General features: G+C 38.7%; 20 protein-coding genes. 14 read left to right on the top strand and 6 right to left on the bottom strand.

The features are described 5' to 3' along the window. Positions 1 to 8: 8 nt before the first annotated feature. The 9 genes from BM143_RS07450 (at position 9) to BM143_RS07410 (ending at position 6,565) form a co-directional block, all read left to right on the top strand. Positions 9 to 548, top strand: a complete 540-nt coding sequence (locus BM143_RS07450; RefSeq protein ID WP_090023952.1) for an NADPH-dependent FMN reductase — start codon at positions 9 to 11, stop codon at positions 546 to 548. Next, positions 541 to 1,119 carry a TMEM175 family protein gene (locus BM143_RS07445; RefSeq protein ID WP_090023951.1) on the top strand — a complete coding sequence of 193 codons (579 nt, stop codon included), beginning with the start codon at positions 541 to 543 and terminating at the stop codon, positions 1,117 to 1,119. The genes BM143_RS07450 and BM143_RS07445 overlap by 8 nt, the downstream gene beginning before the upstream one ends. Before the next feature lies 1 nt (position 1,120). Then, on the top strand, positions 1,121 to 1,339 hold the full coding sequence (locus BM143_RS07440; RefSeq protein WP_185116536.1) for a (4Fe-4S)-binding protein: 219 nt from the start codon (positions 1,121 to 1,123) through the stop codon (positions 1,337 to 1,339). Continuing rightward, positions 1,339 to 1,734, top strand: a complete 396-nt coding sequence (locus tag BM143_RS07435) for an OsmC family protein (RefSeq protein ID WP_090023949.1) — start codon at positions 1,339 to 1,341, stop codon at positions 1,732 to 1,734. The genes BM143_RS07440 and BM143_RS07435 overlap by 1 nt, the downstream gene beginning before the upstream one ends. A gap of 1 nt (position 1,735) precedes the next feature. Further along, positions 1,736 to 2,023 (top strand): GNAT family N-acetyltransferase, encoded by a 288-nt coding sequence (locus BM143_RS07430; RefSeq protein WP_185116535.1) that lies wholly within the window; start codon positions 1,736 to 1,738, stop codon positions 2,021 to 2,023. Between the two features lie 112 nt (positions 2,024 to 2,135). Continuing rightward, a complete protein-coding gene (locus BM143_RS07425; protein WP_090023948.1) occupies positions 2,136 to 3,575 on the top strand; it encodes a sodium:solute symporter in 1,440 nt (479 codons plus the stop codon). Positions 3,576 to 3,678: 103 nt separating this feature from the next. Further along, the gene (locus tag BM143_RS07420) at positions 3,679 to 4,368 is read left to right on the top strand and encodes an SGNH/GDSL hydrolase family protein (RefSeq protein ID WP_090023947.1); all 690 of its coding nucleotides are present in this window, start codon (positions 3,679 to 3,681) and stop codon (positions 4,366 to 4,368) included. A gap of 311 nt (positions 4,369 to 4,679) precedes the next feature. Beyond that, the gene (locus BM143_RS07415) at positions 4,680 to 5,531 is read left to right on the top strand and encodes a transketolase (protein ID WP_047455037.1); all 852 of its coding nucleotides are present in this window, start codon (positions 4,680 to 4,682) and stop codon (positions 5,529 to 5,531) included. Positions 5,532 to 5,617: 86 nt separating this feature from the next. Next, the gene (locus BM143_RS07410; RefSeq protein WP_090023946.1) at positions 5,618 to 6,565 is read left to right on the top strand and encodes a transketolase family protein; all 948 of its coding nucleotides are present in this window, start codon (positions 5,618 to 5,620) and stop codon (positions 6,563 to 6,565) included. A gap of 311 nt (positions 6,566 to 6,876) precedes the next feature. Here the strand turns inward: BM143_RS07410 and BM143_RS07405 are convergent, their stop codons facing one another. The 3 genes from BM143_RS07405 to BM143_RS07395 are packed head-to-tail and all read right to left on the bottom strand — an operon-like array spanning position 6,877 to position 8,433. Further along, positions 6,877 to 7,389, bottom strand: coding sequence for a hypothetical protein (locus BM143_RS07405; RefSeq protein ID WP_228430721.1), 513 nt, complete (start codon positions 7,387 to 7,389; stop codon positions 6,877 to 6,879). Next, the gene (locus tag BM143_RS07400; protein WP_090023945.1) at positions 7,386 to 7,850 is read right to left on the bottom strand and encodes a hypothetical protein; all 465 of its coding nucleotides are present in this window, start codon (positions 7,848 to 7,850) and stop codon (positions 7,386 to 7,388) included. The genes BM143_RS07405 and BM143_RS07400 overlap by 4 nt, the downstream gene beginning before the upstream one ends. A 31-nt stretch (positions 7,851 to 7,881) precedes the next feature. Then, complete coding sequence (locus tag BM143_RS07395) at positions 7,882 to 8,433, bottom strand: hypothetical protein (protein WP_090023944.1); 552 nt, start codon at positions 8,431 to 8,433, stop codon at positions 7,882 to 7,884. Positions 8,434 to 8,894: 461 nt separating this feature from the next. Here BM143_RS07395 and BM143_RS07390 point away from each other — a divergent pair, with 461 nt between their 5' ends. The 5 genes from BM143_RS07390 (at position 8,895) to BM143_RS07365 (ending at position 13,230) form a co-directional block, all read left to right on the top strand. Then, complete coding sequence (locus BM143_RS07390) at positions 8,895 to 9,113, top strand: TIGR04139 family peptide modification target (protein WP_139222009.1); 219 nt, start codon at positions 8,895 to 8,897, stop codon at positions 9,111 to 9,113. Positions 9,114 to 9,200: 87 nt separating this feature from the next. Continuing rightward, positions 9,201 to 10,094, top strand: a complete 894-nt coding sequence (locus tag BM143_RS07385; protein ID WP_090023942.1) for a hypothetical protein — start codon at positions 9,201 to 9,203, stop codon at positions 10,092 to 10,094. Further along, on the top strand, positions 10,091 to 10,993 hold the full coding sequence (gene gwsG / locus BM143_RS07380; protein ID WP_090023941.1) for a grasp-with-spasm system ATP-grasp peptide maturase: 903 nt from the start codon (positions 10,091 to 10,093) through the stop codon (positions 10,991 to 10,993). The genes BM143_RS07385 and gwsG overlap by 4 nt, the downstream gene beginning before the upstream one ends. A gap of 175 nt (positions 10,994 to 11,168) precedes the next feature. Beyond that, positions 11,169 to 12,242 carry a grasp-with-spasm system SPASM domain peptide maturase gene (gene gwsS, locus BM143_RS07370; protein WP_090023939.1) on the top strand — a complete coding sequence of 358 codons (1,074 nt, stop codon included), beginning with the start codon at positions 11,169 to 11,171 and terminating at the stop codon, positions 12,240 to 12,242. Between the two features lie 418 nt (positions 12,243 to 12,660). Next, complete coding sequence (locus BM143_RS07365; RefSeq protein WP_090023938.1) at positions 12,661 to 13,230, top strand: GNAT family N-acetyltransferase; 570 nt, start codon at positions 12,661 to 12,663, stop codon at positions 13,228 to 13,230. Between the two features lie 139 nt (positions 13,231 to 13,369). Here the strand turns inward: BM143_RS07365 and BM143_RS07360 are convergent, their stop codons facing one another. The 3 genes from BM143_RS07360 to BM143_RS07350 form a co-directional block, all read right to left on the bottom strand. Then, positions 13,370 to 13,747 (bottom strand): hypothetical protein, encoded by a 378-nt coding sequence (locus BM143_RS07360; protein WP_090023937.1) that lies wholly within the window; start codon positions 13,745 to 13,747, stop codon positions 13,370 to 13,372. Between the two features lie 71 nt (positions 13,748 to 13,818). Continuing rightward, entirely contained in the window at positions 13,819 to 14,289 is a 471-nt protein-coding gene (locus BM143_RS07355; RefSeq protein WP_034703315.1) for an Lrp/AsnC family transcriptional regulator, read from the bottom strand. A 134-nt stretch (positions 14,290 to 14,423) separates the two neighbouring features. After that, on the bottom strand, positions 14,424 to 19,214 hold the full coding sequence (locus BM143_RS07350) for a translocation/assembly module TamB domain-containing protein (RefSeq protein WP_090023936.1): 4,791 nt from the start codon (positions 19,212 to 19,214) through the stop codon (positions 14,424 to 14,426). Position 19,215 lies beyond the last annotated feature (1 nt).

The following is a 19,215-nucleotide window of genomic DNA, read 5'->3' as shown; positions in this document are numbered from 1 at the left end:
CATTAACCATGAAAATATTAGCATTTGCGGGAAGTACGTCTTCCACTTCGATCAACAGGGAACTGGTAAAATTTGTTCTGAAAGATTTTCAGGATGAAGAAATCAATCTGATTGACCTCAACGATTTCACCATGCCCGTTTTCTCCGTAGACCTTGAAAAAAAAGGTTTTCCCGCAGAAGCCCATAACTTTTTACGGGAGATCGGAGGGTGTGACGTGATCATTTGTTCGCTTGCAGAGCACAACAGATCTTACAGTTCCGCTTTTAAAAATGTTTTCGACTGGTCCTCAAGGATCAACGTCAAGGTATTTCAAAACAAACCGATGCTTCTGATGAGCACTTCTCCGGGAGGCTACGGCGGCGGGAATGTGATGAATACAGCCAAAACGTTTTTTCCTCAGTTTGCAGCAGATATAAAGGATACGTTCTCCCTTCCCAAGTTTTATGAAAATTTTGATCTGGAAAGCGGCGTAATCAATCCTGATATGCTTAAAGAGCTTAAAGACAAGATAGGAAACTTTAAAAACGCGGTTAAGACCAATGACTAAAGGGAGACTGGAAGCTTTCAGTGATGGAGTTTTGGCCATCATCATTACCATCATGGTCCTTGAGCTGAAGGTTCCTGAAGGGAGCAGCTGGGCCAGTCTCAAGCCTCTCATCCCAAGAGTTCTCGCTTATATTTTCAGTTTTATTTATGTAGGAATCTACTGGAACAATCATCATCACCTCTTTCAGGCAGTAAAAAAGGTCAACGGAAGTATTCTCTGGGCCAATCTTCATCTGCTGTTCTGGCTTTCGCTGATGCCGATCGCTACGGAATGGATAGGAACAACCCATTTTGCAAAAAATCCCGTGGCAGCTTATGGGATCTGTCTCATCATGTCTGCTGTGGCCTACACTATTCTGGAGCATGTAATCGTTCGCTGTGAGGGTGAAAGTTCTATGCTGAAAGAAGCTATACATTCAAAATTTAAAGAATATATCTCGATTATATTTTACGTCCTCGGAATCGCCGTTTCATTTTTTTATCCTTATATTGCCATAGGTTTTTATTATATCGTGGCTCTCATATGGCTGATTCCGGACCGAAGAATCGAAAAATCACTAAAAGAAAATTGATATGGAAATACACGAATATCCCAACGGCAGTATCACTGTCCTCTGGCAGCCCCAGAAGTGTATCCACTCGGCTGTCTGCGTAAAACTGCTTCCCAAGGTATACAATCCCAAAGACAGACCCTGGATAAAAGCTGAAAACGCAAGTCCGCAAGAACTTAAAAATCAGATAGACCAATGCCCGTCAGGTGCATTAAGTTATAAATTCAATACAGAACAATAATGGCGGTAACCGTAAAAGCAAGTTTAGGAAAAACAAAATATTATACTGAGGTAACGGCCGGCGAAAACCAGATCATTACCGATGAACCGATCGATAAAGGCGGTCAGAATAAAGGTTTCAACCCTATGGAAATCTTAGCCACATCTCTGGCAAGCTGTACGGCAGCTACTTTAAGAATGTACATCGAACGAAAAGAATGGGACGTTGAAAACATCAACGTAGAAGTAGAACTCGAAAATTTTCCTTTAACAAAAAGGGCAATTTTCAAAAGAGATATCAGCTTTGAAGGTATTCTGGATGATGAACAGCTGAAAAGACTGCATACCATCGCCGATGCCTGCCCTGTACACAAGATATTAACTAACGATATAGAAATACTAACAAAATTCTCATAACATGATCGAAGTAAAACAAAACAACGACGAGAAACACGGAAGTTTTGAGGCTTTCATAGATGGAAAACAAGCAGGACTCATGACGTATACATGGGCCGGAGCAGAAAGATTCATCATAGACCACACGGAGGTGGAAGAAGCCTACAACGGAAAAGGCGTAGGAAAAGAAATGCTTCTGGCAGCAGTAGATTTTGCCAGGAAAAACAATAAAAAAATCATTCCTCTCTGTCCGTTTGCCAAAGCAAGTTTTCAGAAAAGTGAGGAGCTGCAGGATGTATTAGTGAACTGATCCTAATTTCTGTCCTTAAGATACAGGCCTTTCAGAGTTTAACATCTGAAAGGCTTTTTCTTTTACCAGAACAGAAAAAAACTATATTTGTAAAATTTTAATTGAAAAAACTATGTCTCCAATTATATTACTGTCTATTATTATCGTCTACTTCGCACTCTTACTGTGGGTAGCCTACAAAACAGGGAAAGGAAGTGATAATGAGAGTTTCTTTATCGGAAACCGTAAGAGTAATTGGATGCTGGTAGCCTTCGGGATGATCGGTACCTCGCTGTCCGGTGTCACGTTTGTAAGTGTTCCGGGAGCAGTAGGAAACGATAAATTCGGATACCTGCAGATCACACTGGGATATCTTATCGGATATATTGTGGTGGCTTATGTTCTTCTTCCCCTTTATTACCGTTTGAAACTGACTTCTATTTATGGGTATCTCCAGCAGAGAATGGGTCAGCTGTCTTATAAATCGGGGGCGTGGATCTTTATTGTTTCCCGACTGGTAGGTGCCACCGCAAGACTATATCTGGTGGTGAATATTCTTCAGCTTACGATTCTGGACAGTTTAGGCATTCCATTCATTGTAACCACACTGATTATTTTAGCGATGATCATTCTGTATACGTATGAAGGAGGTGTAAAAACCATTGTCTGGACAGATACCTTACAAACGTCATGTATGCTTTTGGGGTTAATCATCTGTACGGTGTATATGCTGAATCATCTGGGCTTAAGCTTTGGTGAAAGTTTTACGGCGATGCAGGATAAAGGCTACACCAGAATTTTTGATTTTGATCCGAACCAGAAAAGTTTCTTTGTTAAACAGATCCTGGCCGGAGCTTTCATCACGATTACCATGACGGGAATCGATCAGGAAATGATGCAGAAAAGTTTATCAGTAACGAGACTGAAAGATTCGCAGAAAAATATGGTTACTTTAGGATTTATTCTTCTTGGGGTTATCTCACTATTCCTTTATATGGGAGGACTTCTTCACCTGTATGGAGCACAGGAGCACGTGACGAGTGCGGGAGATCAGCTTTTCCCTGATGTTGCCCTGAATCATATGCCCGGCTTTATTTCCATCATCTTTATTATTGCATTGATTTCGGCATTGTTTCCAAGTGCAGATGGCGCGATGACCGCTCTTACCTCTTCTTTATGCATCGATATTTTTGGGATGAAAGAGAAGAAAGAATGGGATGATTCCAAAAAAGAAAAATTCAGAAAAAACATCCATTTAATTGTGGCTCTTTCTTTCCTGATTATGGTGGTTATTTTTAAAATGATCAATGATAATTCCATGATCGGGCTTATTCTGAAGCTTGCAGGATTCACTTACGGACCTCTTCTTGGACTTTTTGCCTTCGGAATTTTTACCAAATACAAGGTAAATGACAAACTGGTTCCTTACGTTTGTATCGCAGCCCCGGTGATCTCATTCTTTATCGATAAATACCAGGAAAACATGTTCGGGGATTTCAAGATCGGACTGGAACTTTTGATCATCAACGGATTGTTGACCTTCATAGGACTTTGGCTGATCAGAAAGAAATAATGATTAAATTTGGCTAAAGCCTGATCACCCTATTACATTTTGATGTAAACAGGCTAAAGCCCGTTCCTATTGAAAATTAAGTTCGTAACAGATACCATTCGATATGAAATTATCTCTATTCATAGCCATTGGCTTGCTTATTGGCGAATTTTCACACGCACAAAGCGCTGTTGATTTTGCTAATCTGACCAAGTATAAAGACGACAATACAGCCATTTTAAATGCAAAGAAAAAAGTGGATGTGGTCTTTATGGGTAATTCTATTACGGAAGGATGGGTGAAAAGCCATTCTACCTTTTTTTCTGAAAATAATTATGTAGGCAGAGGCATCAGTGGACAAACTTCTTCACAAATGCTTTTACGGTTTCAAAATGATGTCGTGGCTCTAAAACCGAAATTAGTGATCATTAATGCCGGTACTAATGATATTGCTCAAAACTCAGGAGCGTATGATCCGGACTTTACATTCAACAATATTAAAGCTATGGCGGATATTGCCCGAAGCAACGGGATAAAGGTAATTATTGCTTCTGTACTACCCGCAGCGGCATTTCCGTGGCGTAAGGAAATCACCGACGTACCTCAAAAAGTAGATACCTTGAACAGCAGATTAAAACAGTATTCTCACAACAGCAAGATTCCTTTTATCGACTATAATACAGCCATGCGTAACGATAAGGGTGGTATGCGTGAAGGTCTTTCAGGTGACGGAATCCATCCGGATCCTGCAGGTTATGCTATTATGGAGCCTATTGCTAAGAAGGCTATTGATAAAGCATTAGGAAAGAATTAAAATTTAGATGTTAGACATCAGATTTCAGACATCAGACATCAGATTTTAATGTGTTCCGGGATATGGGTTTTGAGATTCGTGTTCCGGGATTCCGGGATGCAAAACAGCAACCGTCTACCAGCAACTCCCTTCTCCAATCACAAACTCTACAACCCTAAAACTGTTAATTACAGAAATATCGCTATACCTCAACGAAGGCTGTTAAAACCAGTATTTCTCTGAAATAATTCTAAATCCGGATCACAAGTCCGGGTTTTTGCATTTCCGTAAGCCATTAAAAAATTGTAAATTCGCGTGCAAATAAATCAGATATGAGTAAAAGTATTGAAGAGTTAAAATCTCTTACTACGCAGATCAGAAGAGACATTTTAAGAATGGTTCACGCTGTCAATTCAGGACACCCGGGCGGAAGTTTAGGTTGTACGGAATTCTTCACAGCGCTGTATGGAAAGGTAATGAATTATAAGCTGCCTTTTACAATGGAGGGTAAGAATGAGGACCATTTTTATCTTTCAAACGGGCATATTTCGCCGGTTTTCTATTCTACATTGGCGAGATTTGGCTTTTTTCCGGTAGAAGAACTTAAAACTTTCAGAAAGCTGGATTCAAGACTTCAGGGTCACCCAACTACTCATGAAGGTCTTCCGGGTATCAGAATTGCTTCCGGATCTCTAGGTCAGGGACTTTCTGTAGCGCTTGGTGTAGCTCAGGGTAAAAAACTGGATGGTGATACTTCTCTTGTTTACACACTTCACGGTGATGGTGAACTTCAGGAAGGTCAGGTTTGGGAAGCTTTGATGTATGCTGCGGCTAAAAAGGTTGACAACATTATTTCAACGATTGACTACAACGGACGTCAGATTGATGGGGATACGGATGATGTATTGAGCTTAGGAAATCTTCATGCTAAACTTGAGGCATTCGGATGGACTGTTCTGGAAGAGAAAAACGGAAACGATCTTGAAGCTGTGATTGCGATCCTTGAGAAAGCAAAAACTGAAACAGGAAAAGGAAAACCTGTAGTAATCATTCTTCATACAGAAATGGGTTACGGTGTAGATTATATGATGGGTTCTCATGCATGGCATGGAAAAGCTCCTAATGATGAGCAGCTTGAAACAGCATTCAAACAATTATATCTGGAAGCTCCCGCTGATTATTAATCATCAATAATCCATGATAAGTGATGGTGTTTTTTACATCCTTAGAAATATCATTTATCTATTATTAAAAACTTTAGTAAAAAAAAATGAAATATACATATACAGAAAAAAAGGATACGCGTTCAGGATTCGGAGCCGGATTAGCAGAACTTGCCGACAAAAACCCTAACGTAGTGGCACTTTGTGCAGACCTTATCGGTTCTTTGAAAATGGAAAAATTCATTGAAAAAGCACCGGAAAGATTCTTTCAGATAGGTATCGCAGAGGCTAATATGATGGGAATTGCTGCAGGTTTAAGCATCACAGGAAAAATTCCTTTTACCGGAACTTTCGCGAACTTCTCTACTTCAAGAGTGTATGACCAGATCCGTCAGTCTATCGCTTATTCAGGAAAAAATGTAAAGATCTGTGCATCTCATGCTGGTCTTACTTTAGGTGAAGATGGTGCTACCCATCAGGTTCTGGAAGATATCGGAATGATGAAAATGCTTCCGGGTATGACGGTAATCAACCCTTGTGACTATAACCAGACTAAGGCAGCGACTATTGCTATCGCTGATTTCGAAGGTCCTGTATATTTAAGATTCGGAAGACCTACGGTTCCTGTATTCATCCCGGAAGATATGCCTTTCGAGATTGGAAAAGGAATTCTTCTTCAGGAAGGTACTGATGTAACGATTGTTGCAACAGGACACCTTGTATGGGAATCTCTTGTAGCCGCTGACGAGCTTGAAAAAGAAGGAATCTCTTGTGAAGTGATCAATATCCACACTATCAAACCTCTAGACGATGAAATCATCTTAAAATCTGTTGAAAAAACAGGTAAGATTGTTACGGCTGAAGAGCACAACTATCTTGGTGGTTTAGGAGAATCTGTTGCAGGTATGCTTGCAAGAAAGAGACCTACAAGACAGGAATTCGTAGCCGTAAACGATACATTTGGAGAGTCTGCAACACCTGCTGAGCTTATGAAGAAATATAAAATCGATGCAGAGGCTGTGAAAGAAGCTGTGAAGAGAATTTTAGATAAGTAGTCAGGATAGACTATCATATATGGGCTCGGGCTGTTTCTTCGAAACAGCCCGAGCTTTTTTTATAGTTAAGATATTAGATGCCAGATTTCAGACATCAGACATCAGATCTTAAATAGTTGGGTGGTGGCTTCGAGCTCCTCAGCCACCAGATGCTTGTCTTTGATTCAAAGTTATTCGATATATAAGTTTTTAGGCTTAGACTATTAGAATGTGAAGCTTAATTACGATCAACGAGTAACCGTTAACTATCAACTTTTTTAACACTCACATGCTCTAAAACACTCTGACTCTAAAACTCTCAAAACCTTCCATTATTGCGGTCTGTTGATAGGAACACCTATTGCGTCCAGTATAGGATATAAGATGTCTGTCAGGAATTCATCCTCTCTTAACCTGGATTTTTTAGAGCCTGAAAAATAGCTACTGATTCTGTAGTTCTTGACAAACTGATTTCTCTTTTTCCCGATTACATAATAATATCCTCCGCTGTCTTCATTAATGAAATACGTCATTTCATCAAAGCTCATGATGTTTTTGGTAAGAAACAGTTTTCGGTAAATACGCTTTTCCCGCTTATCGAATATGTATTTTACAGGAACTCTGAAAAGAAGATCCCACAGAAAATAGACCATGTACATTCCTAATACAACGGAAGCAATGGAAAAGGCATTTCCAGACAGTATATTTCTGAAATAATACAGCGCCGGAATGGCAAGAATGCCAGCTCCCAACCACCATTTTGAGGTGTGTATAAAGTTGTAGTTAGGCATGAAACTTATTTCACTGCCGTTATCCTCAAATTTATATCGGTCTTTGGTATTCATCGCTTATTTTCATTTAGCCTCATGATATCTTCGGTTTCATTGACCATTTTCTGTATGCTTTTATGAGTAAGCGCCTGTCCGACCATAAATTTATGTTCCTTGCCATTCACTTCAAAATAAATATTCAGAAATACATTGGTTGTGATAAAGCCCAGATACTTCATCGCCAACACTTCAAAATGTGTAAAATCCTGGAAAGAATAGGTTTTTGCACCAACAAAAACACTGGGTTTACAGGTAATAGTCTGCTGCTGGGGATCGATCACAAATTTTTTCGCAAAGAAATTGGCGATCATCAGGCCTCCAAAAGCAACAAGAAATAAGGCCAATAGAGGAATCTTATACTTATACGAGAATCCTGCAGCAATGAATGTAAGTATAGCCAATACGGCTACAAAAATCGGCTGGTTTTTAAAAATTAACAGGTTTCCTTCTTTTTTGTAAAATTGATAGGTGTTCATAATAATAGTGATGTATTTTAATGTATATTATTTAAGAGGTATAGCGTTCTGCAATTTCGTCGTCGTTAATGGTTTGCAGTGTATTCAGGTCTGTTTTAAAATAGGTATCATGAACTGAAAAATAAGCATCTACCCTACTCTCTGTTTCTATTGAAGCTTTTTTCCAGCCATCAAAAAACCAGTTTTCAAATAGCTCATATTTTTCTTCATTGTATTCGTCCCACCAATCATCGAAGTCATCATCATCTTCATGCTGTTCCTGAAAATCTGAAGCTGCTTTCCATATTTTTTCGGGAAGAAGTGCGTTCCAATCTGTTTTGTTATGGCTTTGTTTTTCTCTCTGAGTTAATAAAAGTACAGGCTTGGTCGCGATAGCACCGGATTTATCTACAGTCCATGCTGAGATATCCAGATGATCATATTCATATTCGAAGTAGTAGGCTACAATGTCTGTTTTGCTCTTTCCGTTCAGATAATCTGCATTTTCCCCTTCCAGTATTTGTACAAGGTCTTTAACAAATTGTTCTGTAATTTCTTCAAGATAGGTTTTTAAATCAGTATTGAGCTGTTTGAGGTTTTGCATACAGTGATTTTGTGATTTTGATTGGGGTGATAACAGTCAATGTACAAAAATAGATGAAAAATTAAATATTCCTAAACCCATAAGTCTTTGTCTGTCCGGTATTTTTTTGTATGCATACTGCGTACAATAGAAATTTTGAACGATTTATCTGCCTATTTAATCTATAAAATCAGGATTTATATTTCTAAATCTTTGGTGTATAAAATTTTCTCACCGAAATGTTTTGATGATTTATTTTAACCTGTACAACCATACAAAAAGCCTCACGAATTTACAAAAAAACAGCACATTAACTCACATAAAAGAGATGTAATAATCTATAGTTTTGACCCATCAACGTTGATACAGCATTCTGCAGATCTTCCTGTAAGTGTACAGTACAGGTCGAAATGAAGGATAGCAAAGCCCATGTCAGGGTTTATATGACAACCACAAATTTTAATAAAAAAAATTATTCAATTATGAAAAAATTAAATGGTATGAAGAATTTTTCTTCATTGGAAAACAAGAAGCTGAAAAACCCACAAAATATCATGGGAGGATTTGTTGTAGATGATTCAAGTAGAACATCTGAACCAACATTGTGTGGGCCTAATTGCTCCGATACCGCCTATTACAAAGATGGTAAGAAGACAATGACATTAACAATTGAAGGGGCCAATCCAACCAGACCTTATTAATCGGGTATAATGCAAGCAGGACTGTTTTTTTATCAATTACAGTCCTGTCTTACTAAACTTCAGACAATTTTAATGAAATCATTATATATGAAACAGAATCAAAATATCTGGTATTTGTTCGTCTCTATACTTATATGTTTTTTTCTTTACTGTTGTAAAAGCAAGGATTATATCACTTATTACCACAAAATAAACGAAATTGACAGCATCTACAGAATCGCTAAACAGCAGGAAAAAGCTACCCATCTCTATCGTAAACTATTCAGGAAATACCGACCTCTTAATCAGGAACGTACCGAAGAATATGAAACGTATATCAGAATTTCTGACAAGCTTGGAAAAAATTTTGGAGGCAAGAGAAGTCTTTACCGGTTAGTTCCTTTAATTGCTCCTTATTGGAGATACAAAAAAGCAGATTCGAAATTCATCAGCCTCTACAAAAAATACGGAATAGACAGCCTTAGCATAGAACAAAAGGTTGCTGAATGGGAAAAAAAACTTGACAAAAAACTGATAGATTCCTTTGTAGTAGCAATTGCGCGTGACAAATATGGAGGACGGCTCAATGACTCGGACCGTGTCGAAAATGATCTGAAAAACGCCGAACTGCTGAAATGGACCTTTGAACATTATGGCTATCCATCCATGCAAAAAATAGGTTTATACCATAAGGATACTTTTATACCCATGGGCGTAATCATTCTTCACATGGCAGATTATGATCAACATCATCCTTATTTCAAAGCCAAAATATTAGAATATGTAAAGTCCGGTGAATGCCCTCCCCGCGATTATGCAGCCATGGTTGACCGAAATAATCTGCATCATAAAATCCCTTACACTTATGGCGTTTATCAAGGGTATCGAAATATAACAGATTCAGCTAAAGTAAACCGTAACAGGAAAAGTATCGGTCTTCCCAGTTTAAACTACAGAAACAAATTAGCAAAAGATTTATCCGACAGCCTCAAAACCAAATGATCCTGATATTTTCTGATAATAATGACCGGACAACAATAGAAGTGATTCGTTGGCTGGCTTCAATGAACAAGAACTTTATTCTTGTCAATGACGATGAGTTTTTTGAAATTCATCTTCGTGAAAAAAGATTCTTTCTGCAAAGTCAGAAAAACAGTTTCTTTCTGGACGATATAAAAAGTGTTTGGCACAGAAGAGGCGGACTCTACTTTAATCGCCTGTCCTACAGCAACGATTCTATTAATATCTATATGAATGAAACCCAGCACTGGCTGGAAGATTACGTACTGAAAACTTTAGAGACCAAAAAGCACATCAACAAACAAAGCAATAGCCACGTCAATAAACTTTTGGTATTGGAATATGCGCAGAAAGCAGGATTGGATGTTCCTGAATATTTTTTAGCAGACAATACGGATGAAGTTCTTCTGAATACAACCATCACAAAGTCGATCACCGGGAATGTGATATTGGACAGTCTATCTGACAATCAAGATGGAATTATGTATACAACGATCATCGAAGAAGCCGATAAAGAAGGATTTTTCACTTCTTTTTTTCAGGAAAAGATAGAAAAGGATTTTGAGATCAGAACCTTTTATTTCGAAGGCGAATGTTTCTCCATGGCCATTTTCTCACAGAATGACGAGCAGACTAAAACAGATTTCAGAAAGTATAACAATGAGAAACCCAATAGAAATATCCGGTACAAGCTTCCCGGGGAAATGGAAATTAAAATTCACGAGCTGATGAAGATGCTTGATCTCAACTGTGGCTCACTGGATTTTATCAAAAGCGGAAATCTCTATTATTTCTTAGAAGTAAATCCTGTAGGTCAGTTTGCGAACGTAGCTCACCATTGTAATTATCCACTATTTAAAAAAATCGCTGACTATTTATGAAAGAAAACTTCGGTGAAAAACACAAACTTCCCTTATCCTTTAAGCATATGGAGTTTTTTGACAACACTGGTTCCAAAGGAATTAGCAGCAGTACTAAATGCATATTAAGATGTAAAAAATATCAAACCACCTTTTACGTAAGAGAAAAACCCGTAAAACCACTCATCCGCCTATTATGAGATACTTCAATCTGTTTTCAAATATACTCATCACAAAAGGAGCCAGCAGGATCCTGATTTCCGATCTTCAGAGGAATGTTTCGGAGCTATATCCTTTGGAACTGTATGATGTCGTGGAGGAACTGAAAAATGTTTCGATAGAAGAAGTCTTGGAGAATTATGATGAAGAATCCAAACCTGCCATTCAGGAGTATCTGGATATTTTATTAGAGAAAGAATATGGATTCATGACGGAGAATGACTGGGACAAAAATTTTCCACCTCTCTCCTATGAATATGATGAGCCCAGTACAATTGCTGATCTTTTCATAGAGCTCACAGAGATTTCGCTATTGGAAAAAATAAAGGAATCTGTGGAGAATCTTGGCGTAAGGCATTTGGTGATATACAGTCCGAAAACATTGACTGTAGAGGATTTTATAAAGACCGATCAGATATTTTCTCATTCCGTTTTGTGTGGGATAGAGATTTTTTCTCCGTTTCATCAAGCCGTCAATCTGGATTTTATAAACACCATCCACAACAATACTGAAAGAATGTACCATATCGTTTTTTACAAATGTGAAAAAGAACCTTTCAAAGTAAAGGATGAATTCAGATTCGCACTGAATTTTACAAAAGAAGACGTGAAAATTTCCTCCTGTGGAAAAATAGATCTGAAATATTTCAACACTAATATCTCAAAGGTTTCAGAGGCTATGAACCATAATTCCTGCCTTTATAAAAAGATGGGAATAGATCTTCACGGCAATATTAAAAACTGTCCTTTAATGCCTGAAAGTTTCGGAAACATTCATGAGATAAGCCTTGAAGAAGCTTTGGTAAAAGCCAATTTTAAAAAGTACTGGCCAATCACTAAAGACAAAATAGAGGTTTGCAAAGACTGCGAGTTCAGATATATTTGTACAGATTGCAGAGCGTACACAGAACGCACTCATCAAAACAATGAAGAATCAGACACATCTAAGCCCCTTAAGTGCGGTTACGATCCTTATACGGGGAAATGGGAGGATTGGAGCCGAAACCCGCTAAAACAACATGCTATTCGATTTTACAGACTGGATTATTAGAAGGATGGAGGATGGGAATTACTATTGGGCAGTAAGTAGTTAACAGTTTCTTTTAAAATGATTGAAGTCGTTTGAAAAAAGATGAATAAAAATACACTGTATTTAAGAGATTGTGAGCTATTTTTTATGGTAAAAAAACATCAGAGAAAAATCCTGGACTTCAGGTTTGGGCTAAAGCCTTTTGCAATGCATGAATTTTGTAAGCGGGCTGAAGCCCGCTCCTATTGAATATATGGGAACCATCAAGAAATATCAGGATGTATAAAGGATAAATCTTAGCACCTCATCCCGCTTCAGGATGCCGGTTTCGTTTTTAAAACAAAACTCATCATTCAAAAACCTCATAACTCATAATTCATAACTCATCATTTATAACTTACTCAAATGATTTATCCTTACTTTTGGCAAAACTAAATCCATGAAAAGAGCAACTCACAAAGATCGGGAAAAGGCAGTTGACATATTATGTCAGGCTTTTATTGATGTACTTATTCCCAATTCTATCAACTTTGTGATGAAAAAATCCGGTGACAGGTACAAAAGGCTAAAAGCATTAATGGAATTTCAGTTTGATGTGTCCCTATTGAATGGCAATGTATTTTTAAATGATCACGATAAAGCATGTATTTTATTCCTCGACAGCAATACATTCAGTTTCAGAAAATTCGCATTAGAGCTCAGGTTGCTATTTGTCTGTATTGGCGTAAACAATATGTTAAAAGTTTTAAGAAGGGAAAAACTTTTGAAAAGTTTCCATCCTGAAGAAAAGTTCATTCATTTGTGGCTCATGGCAGTTGTTCCGGAAGAACAAGGGAAAGGAATAGGCACAAAATTATTGAACGACTCCTTAAAATTTTATGATGGCGAGTTAATTTATGTAGAAACAACCACTCCCGAAAACCGTACTTTTTACACTCAAAATAAATTTGAAATTTTTCACGAAACTTTTGAGCTGGATTACCCTCTCTACTTTCTGAAAAATCTATAGAAAATAAAAAGCTCATTTAAGCACCTTAAATTCTATTTTTTATCCACAATCCGGGAGAATGGCAGGAACGGAGAAGAAGCCCGTTAAAACAACCCGCTATTTACTTCTACGGACCAGATTAAAGATCACATTTAAAGTTCTATTTGAAAAACTTCCATTTCGGAATAATAGCAAGCATCCCAAAACCTGTAAAAAGGAAAAGATTAGTCACATCCGTATACAAAAAGGTAGACAGATAATAATTGTGCATAAAGAAATGCAGAACCAACAGCGCCGGAAACATAATGATCCCCACTTTTCTGTAGAAAAACATCAGCACCAGTCCGATCATCATCAGAACATCAATGGAAAAGATAACGAAAAAATACCACCTCGGGATCTGAAGATATTCATGCTGCAGATATTCATCCACATCTATTCCAAGCCCCATTATGGTGAACAGCATTAAAGCTGCAAATGCTAAAATAAAGCCCCATCCTTTCTTTGGATCCTCGTCAAAGTAACTGTATTCTTCCATAGGTACAAAAGTAAAGAACTTATGAATAAATTCATAAGTTCTTCAGCATATTTATTCGTTTAAAATTTGAATTATATAGAAATAGCGTTGATCAATCTGTTTTTGTCGCTCAAGTACTCTTCCATGGAGATCATACTTTCGGTTCTCATTACATCTTGAATGTCGTCTATCTGATAGATAATTCTTTTTGCATCTTCCGTATTCTTAGCTCTTACTTTACAGAAAATATTATATTTCCCGGAAATAACGCTCGCTTCGATTACGTTCGGAAGTACTGATAATTCTTTCAATACCTCTTGAGTGCGGTTTGATTTTGTCAAAAGGATCCCAATGAAAGCTGTAAAGTGATAGTCCAGCTTACCATAATCGATATTAAGAGATGATCCCAAAATAATACCTGCATCCTCCATTTTTTTCACTCTTACGTGAATTGTTCCCGCAGAAACATCCATCTGCTTTGCAATCTCTGTAAAAGGCATTCTTGTGTTTTCTACTAAGAAATCAAGAATCTTCTTGTCTATTTCGTCCAGTTGATAGTTCATATTAGTTAAATTACAATTTTCTTAAAAAATCCATGTATTTTTTGCAAATTTATAAAAAATTATTTAACTAAAAAAATTATATTAAACATTAACAATAATTAACACGGATGATAAAAATCATTAAAATATTCAGATTATTTAGCATTCGATTTTATAGAATCTGTTTTTATTTCCGTTTTAGGTTCTGATGGTTTTTTATCTTTTTTCTTCTTTTTAAACAGAGAATTAAAGCTTTTACTCCACACAACTCCCCCACCATAGGCCTGATTTGCAGATCCATTGGTACTTACCATTCCGATATTGGTAGGCTTGGAATAGCCTCTCAGGACGAGACTACCATCATTCTTTTTAGAAACATCATATTCAATAGATCCTTCCCCGGAGAGATAATTATTCTGGGCACCTTCGGTTTTTGTCAGTGGAATACCCAATCCGGTTTTGATATTTATTCTAGGCGAAACAGCCACGCTTACCCCTGCATTAGCACGGTCACCAGTGTTGGAATTTTGATCACCTTTTACATAATTCAGATCAATCTGGAACTCGTTACTCATGGTATTCAATACAGAACCCAGTTGTTTAAGAAGCATGTTATATCCTGAAGATTCTGCGACTCCCGCCACATCAAAATCTACTCCTCCACTGTTGGAGACGTTAAAGGTGCTTAACAGCAACACAGAACCAAACTGGAGTACTTTCTCGCCCTCCTGACTCATCTTGGCGGCCAATGTTTCTTTTACCTGGCTGGAGACGTCAAGAGCGGTCACATTCAGATCTATTTTCGGGTTGATTAAGGACTGCGTGATATTCGCCTGAAGCAATACACTGATCGGCTGCAGTTTCCCCATGCTTAAATATTCCCCTGCATTCGACACCATTCTTACATAATTGGCTGTAATATCCAGCGCCGGCTTCATGGCATCACCATCCCATCTGATGCTGCTGTTCTTTTGGATCTGGAAGGTTTTATTCAGGATTGCTTTAGAAACAAACGTTCCGTTATCTACTTTATAAGTTCCGTTCATCGCGATTCCTCCACGTCTTCCCATCTGGAATCTCAATCTGTCAGCCGTTCCTTTTACGGTAATATTTCCTACATCATCACCTACAAGTACATTCACGGTGGTTCCTTTATCCACATCAAGACTGAAATCGATATTCATATTCGCTCCCGTCTTTTTCTTTTCTTCCAAAGTGATCAGTCCGTCTTTTCCTTCTTTCAGGAACCTCAGCATTTTGAATTCTTCCACATTGGATGTAGAGCTGGAATTAAAGGTAAAGGTGCTTCCATTGAGTGCCTTCATATTCGGGGTGGAAATACTCAGTCCGGAAACAGGTCCGTCTACGTAGAGATCTCCCTGTCCGTAAACCCTTCCCCAAAACAGGTCAAAATCTTTCTGCGAAGTATTAAGCACCAGAAGATTGTCTGCTCGCATAATCAGGTTGACCCCCATGGAAGAAATCGTTTCAAACTGGATCGCTCCGGAGATTGTTCCTTTAGAATTCGTTCTCCCGTCATGGACTTCAATATTGTTAAGGATTGCAAGTCCTTTGGAAAGCGGTATCACGGTATCATCAAATGAATAATCTACTCCGGTGAAGAGCAGTTTCAGACCAAAGCCTTTCAACGCGATATCACCACTGTAATCCAGGTTGCTTAGTTTTCCGTTAATCTTAAGATCACCCGTCGCTTTTCCTCTAATATTTCCAAAAACAGTCTGAACAAACTGTTGGGTAAAGGCAATGTCAAAATCTCGCATTTCCGCCGTCAGGTCGATGGTCGGAGAAGCGGTATTGTTATTTACGGTACCTGTCAGGTGCAGGTTATTATTTCCGAGAACTCCGGCAGAAGTTACTTTGACATCTACGTCATAAACATTCAGGGAGAATCCGTTGGTGGCAGAAATTGTAAGATCACCCATTTCATTTCCGTTCATCATGATATTGTCTACCGTAAGGTCTACCAAGGGCTGCAGCGTGCTCTTATCCATTTTGATTTTCACACTTCCGTTCGCCAGACCTTTGATTCCCATCGGATTTCCTCCGGACTGCATTTCAAGGAGCTTTTCTACGGCAAATTCCTCAATATCCGCATCTATATAAAAGTCTTTTGCCGATTTAAACTGGGCCTCTTTAATGAACAGGGCACTTTTATCTGAAAATACCCGCAGATTATGAATGTCAAAATCAGCCGTACTCTTCCTGTAAGTAATGGAATGATCCAGCTCAGGACTGGTATCTATCGCCCACGTAACATCATTGAACTTCACTTCTGTAGGTTCGAATCTGAAAACATAATCTCCCGCTGCATTCGTAGATTGATCTACATTAATGGCGTATGATTTAAGGCTTTCACTCAGCTCATCTTCCGGACTTCCATGTTTAAATGTTGTCGCCAGGTGAAGCGCCGTATTATTTTCATTCTTTCCTCTGAGTTCAAAATCTTTGATAATATTTTTATTGTACACCAGCTTACTGATCCTTGCATACAGCTGCTCATCAAGCTTGGCTGTATTGATTCTCACCATCACACTGTCAATCATCGCGCTGTCTCTGGAGATATTAGTACGGTCATTAAGTTTATACTCAGGATTGGTGGCTGCCAAGGCTTTGTCTGCTTCGGTGATCTCCTCCTTCTTCGTCATGATATACTTCAGGGAAGCTGCATCCAGATTCAGGATCAGATCGTTTGAATCTCCGTTGTACTCGCCTTCTACCACAGCACCCTGCGGAAGTTTAAGATCCGGCAGGAAATAATTCACAACACCTTGCTGAACATCGAAATTCATTTTGAAACTCTGACCTCTGTACAGTTTTCTCGGCGGAGGTCCTACCAGAATTCTTCCGATACCGTTTTCCATCATTCCTACAAGATCACCCAGATTATATTTCCCTGAGATTTTACCGTTAGCAGCTCCCGGTGCATCAACTTCGATGACACGCCCGCCAGCTTCCAAGAAGGTTTTAAGCTTTGCTTTTGGAACGATATACTTTTGTGTTGCTGTAGCAAAATTAAGGTTATTGGCATCCACATCCAGGGTCAGGTCATTAATGGAAGACATGGACATTTTACCTACCACCTGGCCGCTCACAATCTGGCTTCCCGGTTTGTTGGTAAAATAATTCATATTCAGATGGGTGACGTCTGCATTCACATCCATCATAATCCTTGGGGTACTGAAATCAATAAGTCCCTTAATGGTAGCTTTTGCCTGCTCATCATTGATGGTGATGAGTCCGTTATATTTTTTATGGTCCAATAAACCGTCCAGATACAGATTGCTGATCTGCTTATCCATAATCTCAATGCTGCTGATCTGGGATTTGGTGGTCAGACGCATGGTATTGACGTCAAAACTCTGCCCGTTAAGATCGAATTTACCGGAGATAAGACCAACTGCTTTATTTTTAGTGATAACAGAGGTATTCAGGTCTTTGACTTCCAGATATCCTGAATATTTAGGCATTGCCGTGCTATAGCCTGTAAGTGAAAGCTTAGTGATTTTCGCCTGCCCTATTCCCGTCATCAGGTTTCCGTTGGGAATAAAGATTTGTTGTGGATCTACTTTTGCCGCTCCGTTGTATTTCAGTTTTCCAAAATCGTCTGCGAAATTCTTCATCTTCTTGGAAATAAATGAAGGCATCATCGCTTTAAGGTCTTTATAGGTGAAGTCTGTGGAAAGATCTTTGGTTTCAATGGAGAAATTTCCTTTCAGCAGCCTGTCCACTCTCATGGTTTTGGTGGCAATATTCACGTCGGGATTTCTGATCAGGAAGTTTTCCAGATAGAATTTATTCAGTGGGCCGGTCATTTTTCCAGCCAGGTTGAAAGGTTTAAAATTATCCCAGTTCGTCACAAAGTAGCTGATGTCATATCCGCTCATCTGGCTTCCCTGTTTGATATTCATGTCCCAGCTTACCCGGTCTGCAAAATCGGACCATGATCCGTCATGAAGATTGAATTTTATATCTCCCTGCAATAGGGAATGATCTGTATTCAGGGTAAGATCTTTTAAAGAAAGAAATTCATGGGTTAAAGAGAGTTCCGTAGAAAAGGTATCTACAAAGTGAGATTTCCCCCATCTTGCTGTGACAAAGGACATATTATTGATCAGCGCAGAAATGTTGGGGCCGTTTACTTTAACATTAGGCGCTATTAAATTAAATTTTGTAGCCGTCAACCATTTCCCAGGTTCTCCCGGAGAGTTTTGGCTAACGATAGAAACTTTTGAATCGATGATCTGTACACGGGAATTCAGCTGGAAAGGAGGTTTCTTTGGATCCCGCTTTTTTCCGCTGTCGAAAAGCTGTGTAAATCTGATAAAGTTTGAAATGCTGTCGCCTTTGTAGGTGATGACCTTCACATCGGCATTGACAAGGGTAAGGGAATTAAAACTCAATGAATTGCTGTTCCCGGAAATGGCATTATAGGCAAGTGACAACCAATCTGAATTCGCACGGAATTCTCTTGCTTTGATGAATTCAAGACCTTTATAGTCCTTGATTTTTAAACCTTTTATAATAACGTCTCCGAAATAATCCACTTCTACACTTTCGGTAGACATTCCGGCTTTAAAGTCTTTGTTAACGATCTGAAGTGCCTGATCTGCCGCCCACTGCTTGGTTGCCGGAAGATTAATGGCTGTAAGAACTCCTCCAACCAGAATAACTCCCAGCCAGAAAAGGATCAGAAGAAGTTTGGTCCACCAGGAATAGCTGGTCACATCTTTTACTGCCTGCTTTCCAAATTCTTCAGCCGTTTCTACGGGATGATGAATGGCATCTGATGCCAGTTCAGATGCTTCCTTAACTGTTTCCTTCACAGCGCCTTCTACATTCTCCACAGTCTTCTGTACCTGATCACTTAGGTTCTCAGCTACAGATTTTTTATTCTCATTCTCGTTATTATTCTCTAACTTTGCCATT

The organism is Chryseobacterium oleae (assembly GCF_900115055.1).
GTDB classification, from domain to species: Bacteria; Bacteroidota; Bacteroidia; order Flavobacteriales; family Weeksellaceae; genus Chryseobacterium; species Chryseobacterium oleae.
Note: the sequence above shows the minus strand (reverse complement) of the source record. Positions and strands in the feature narration are given on the sequence as shown.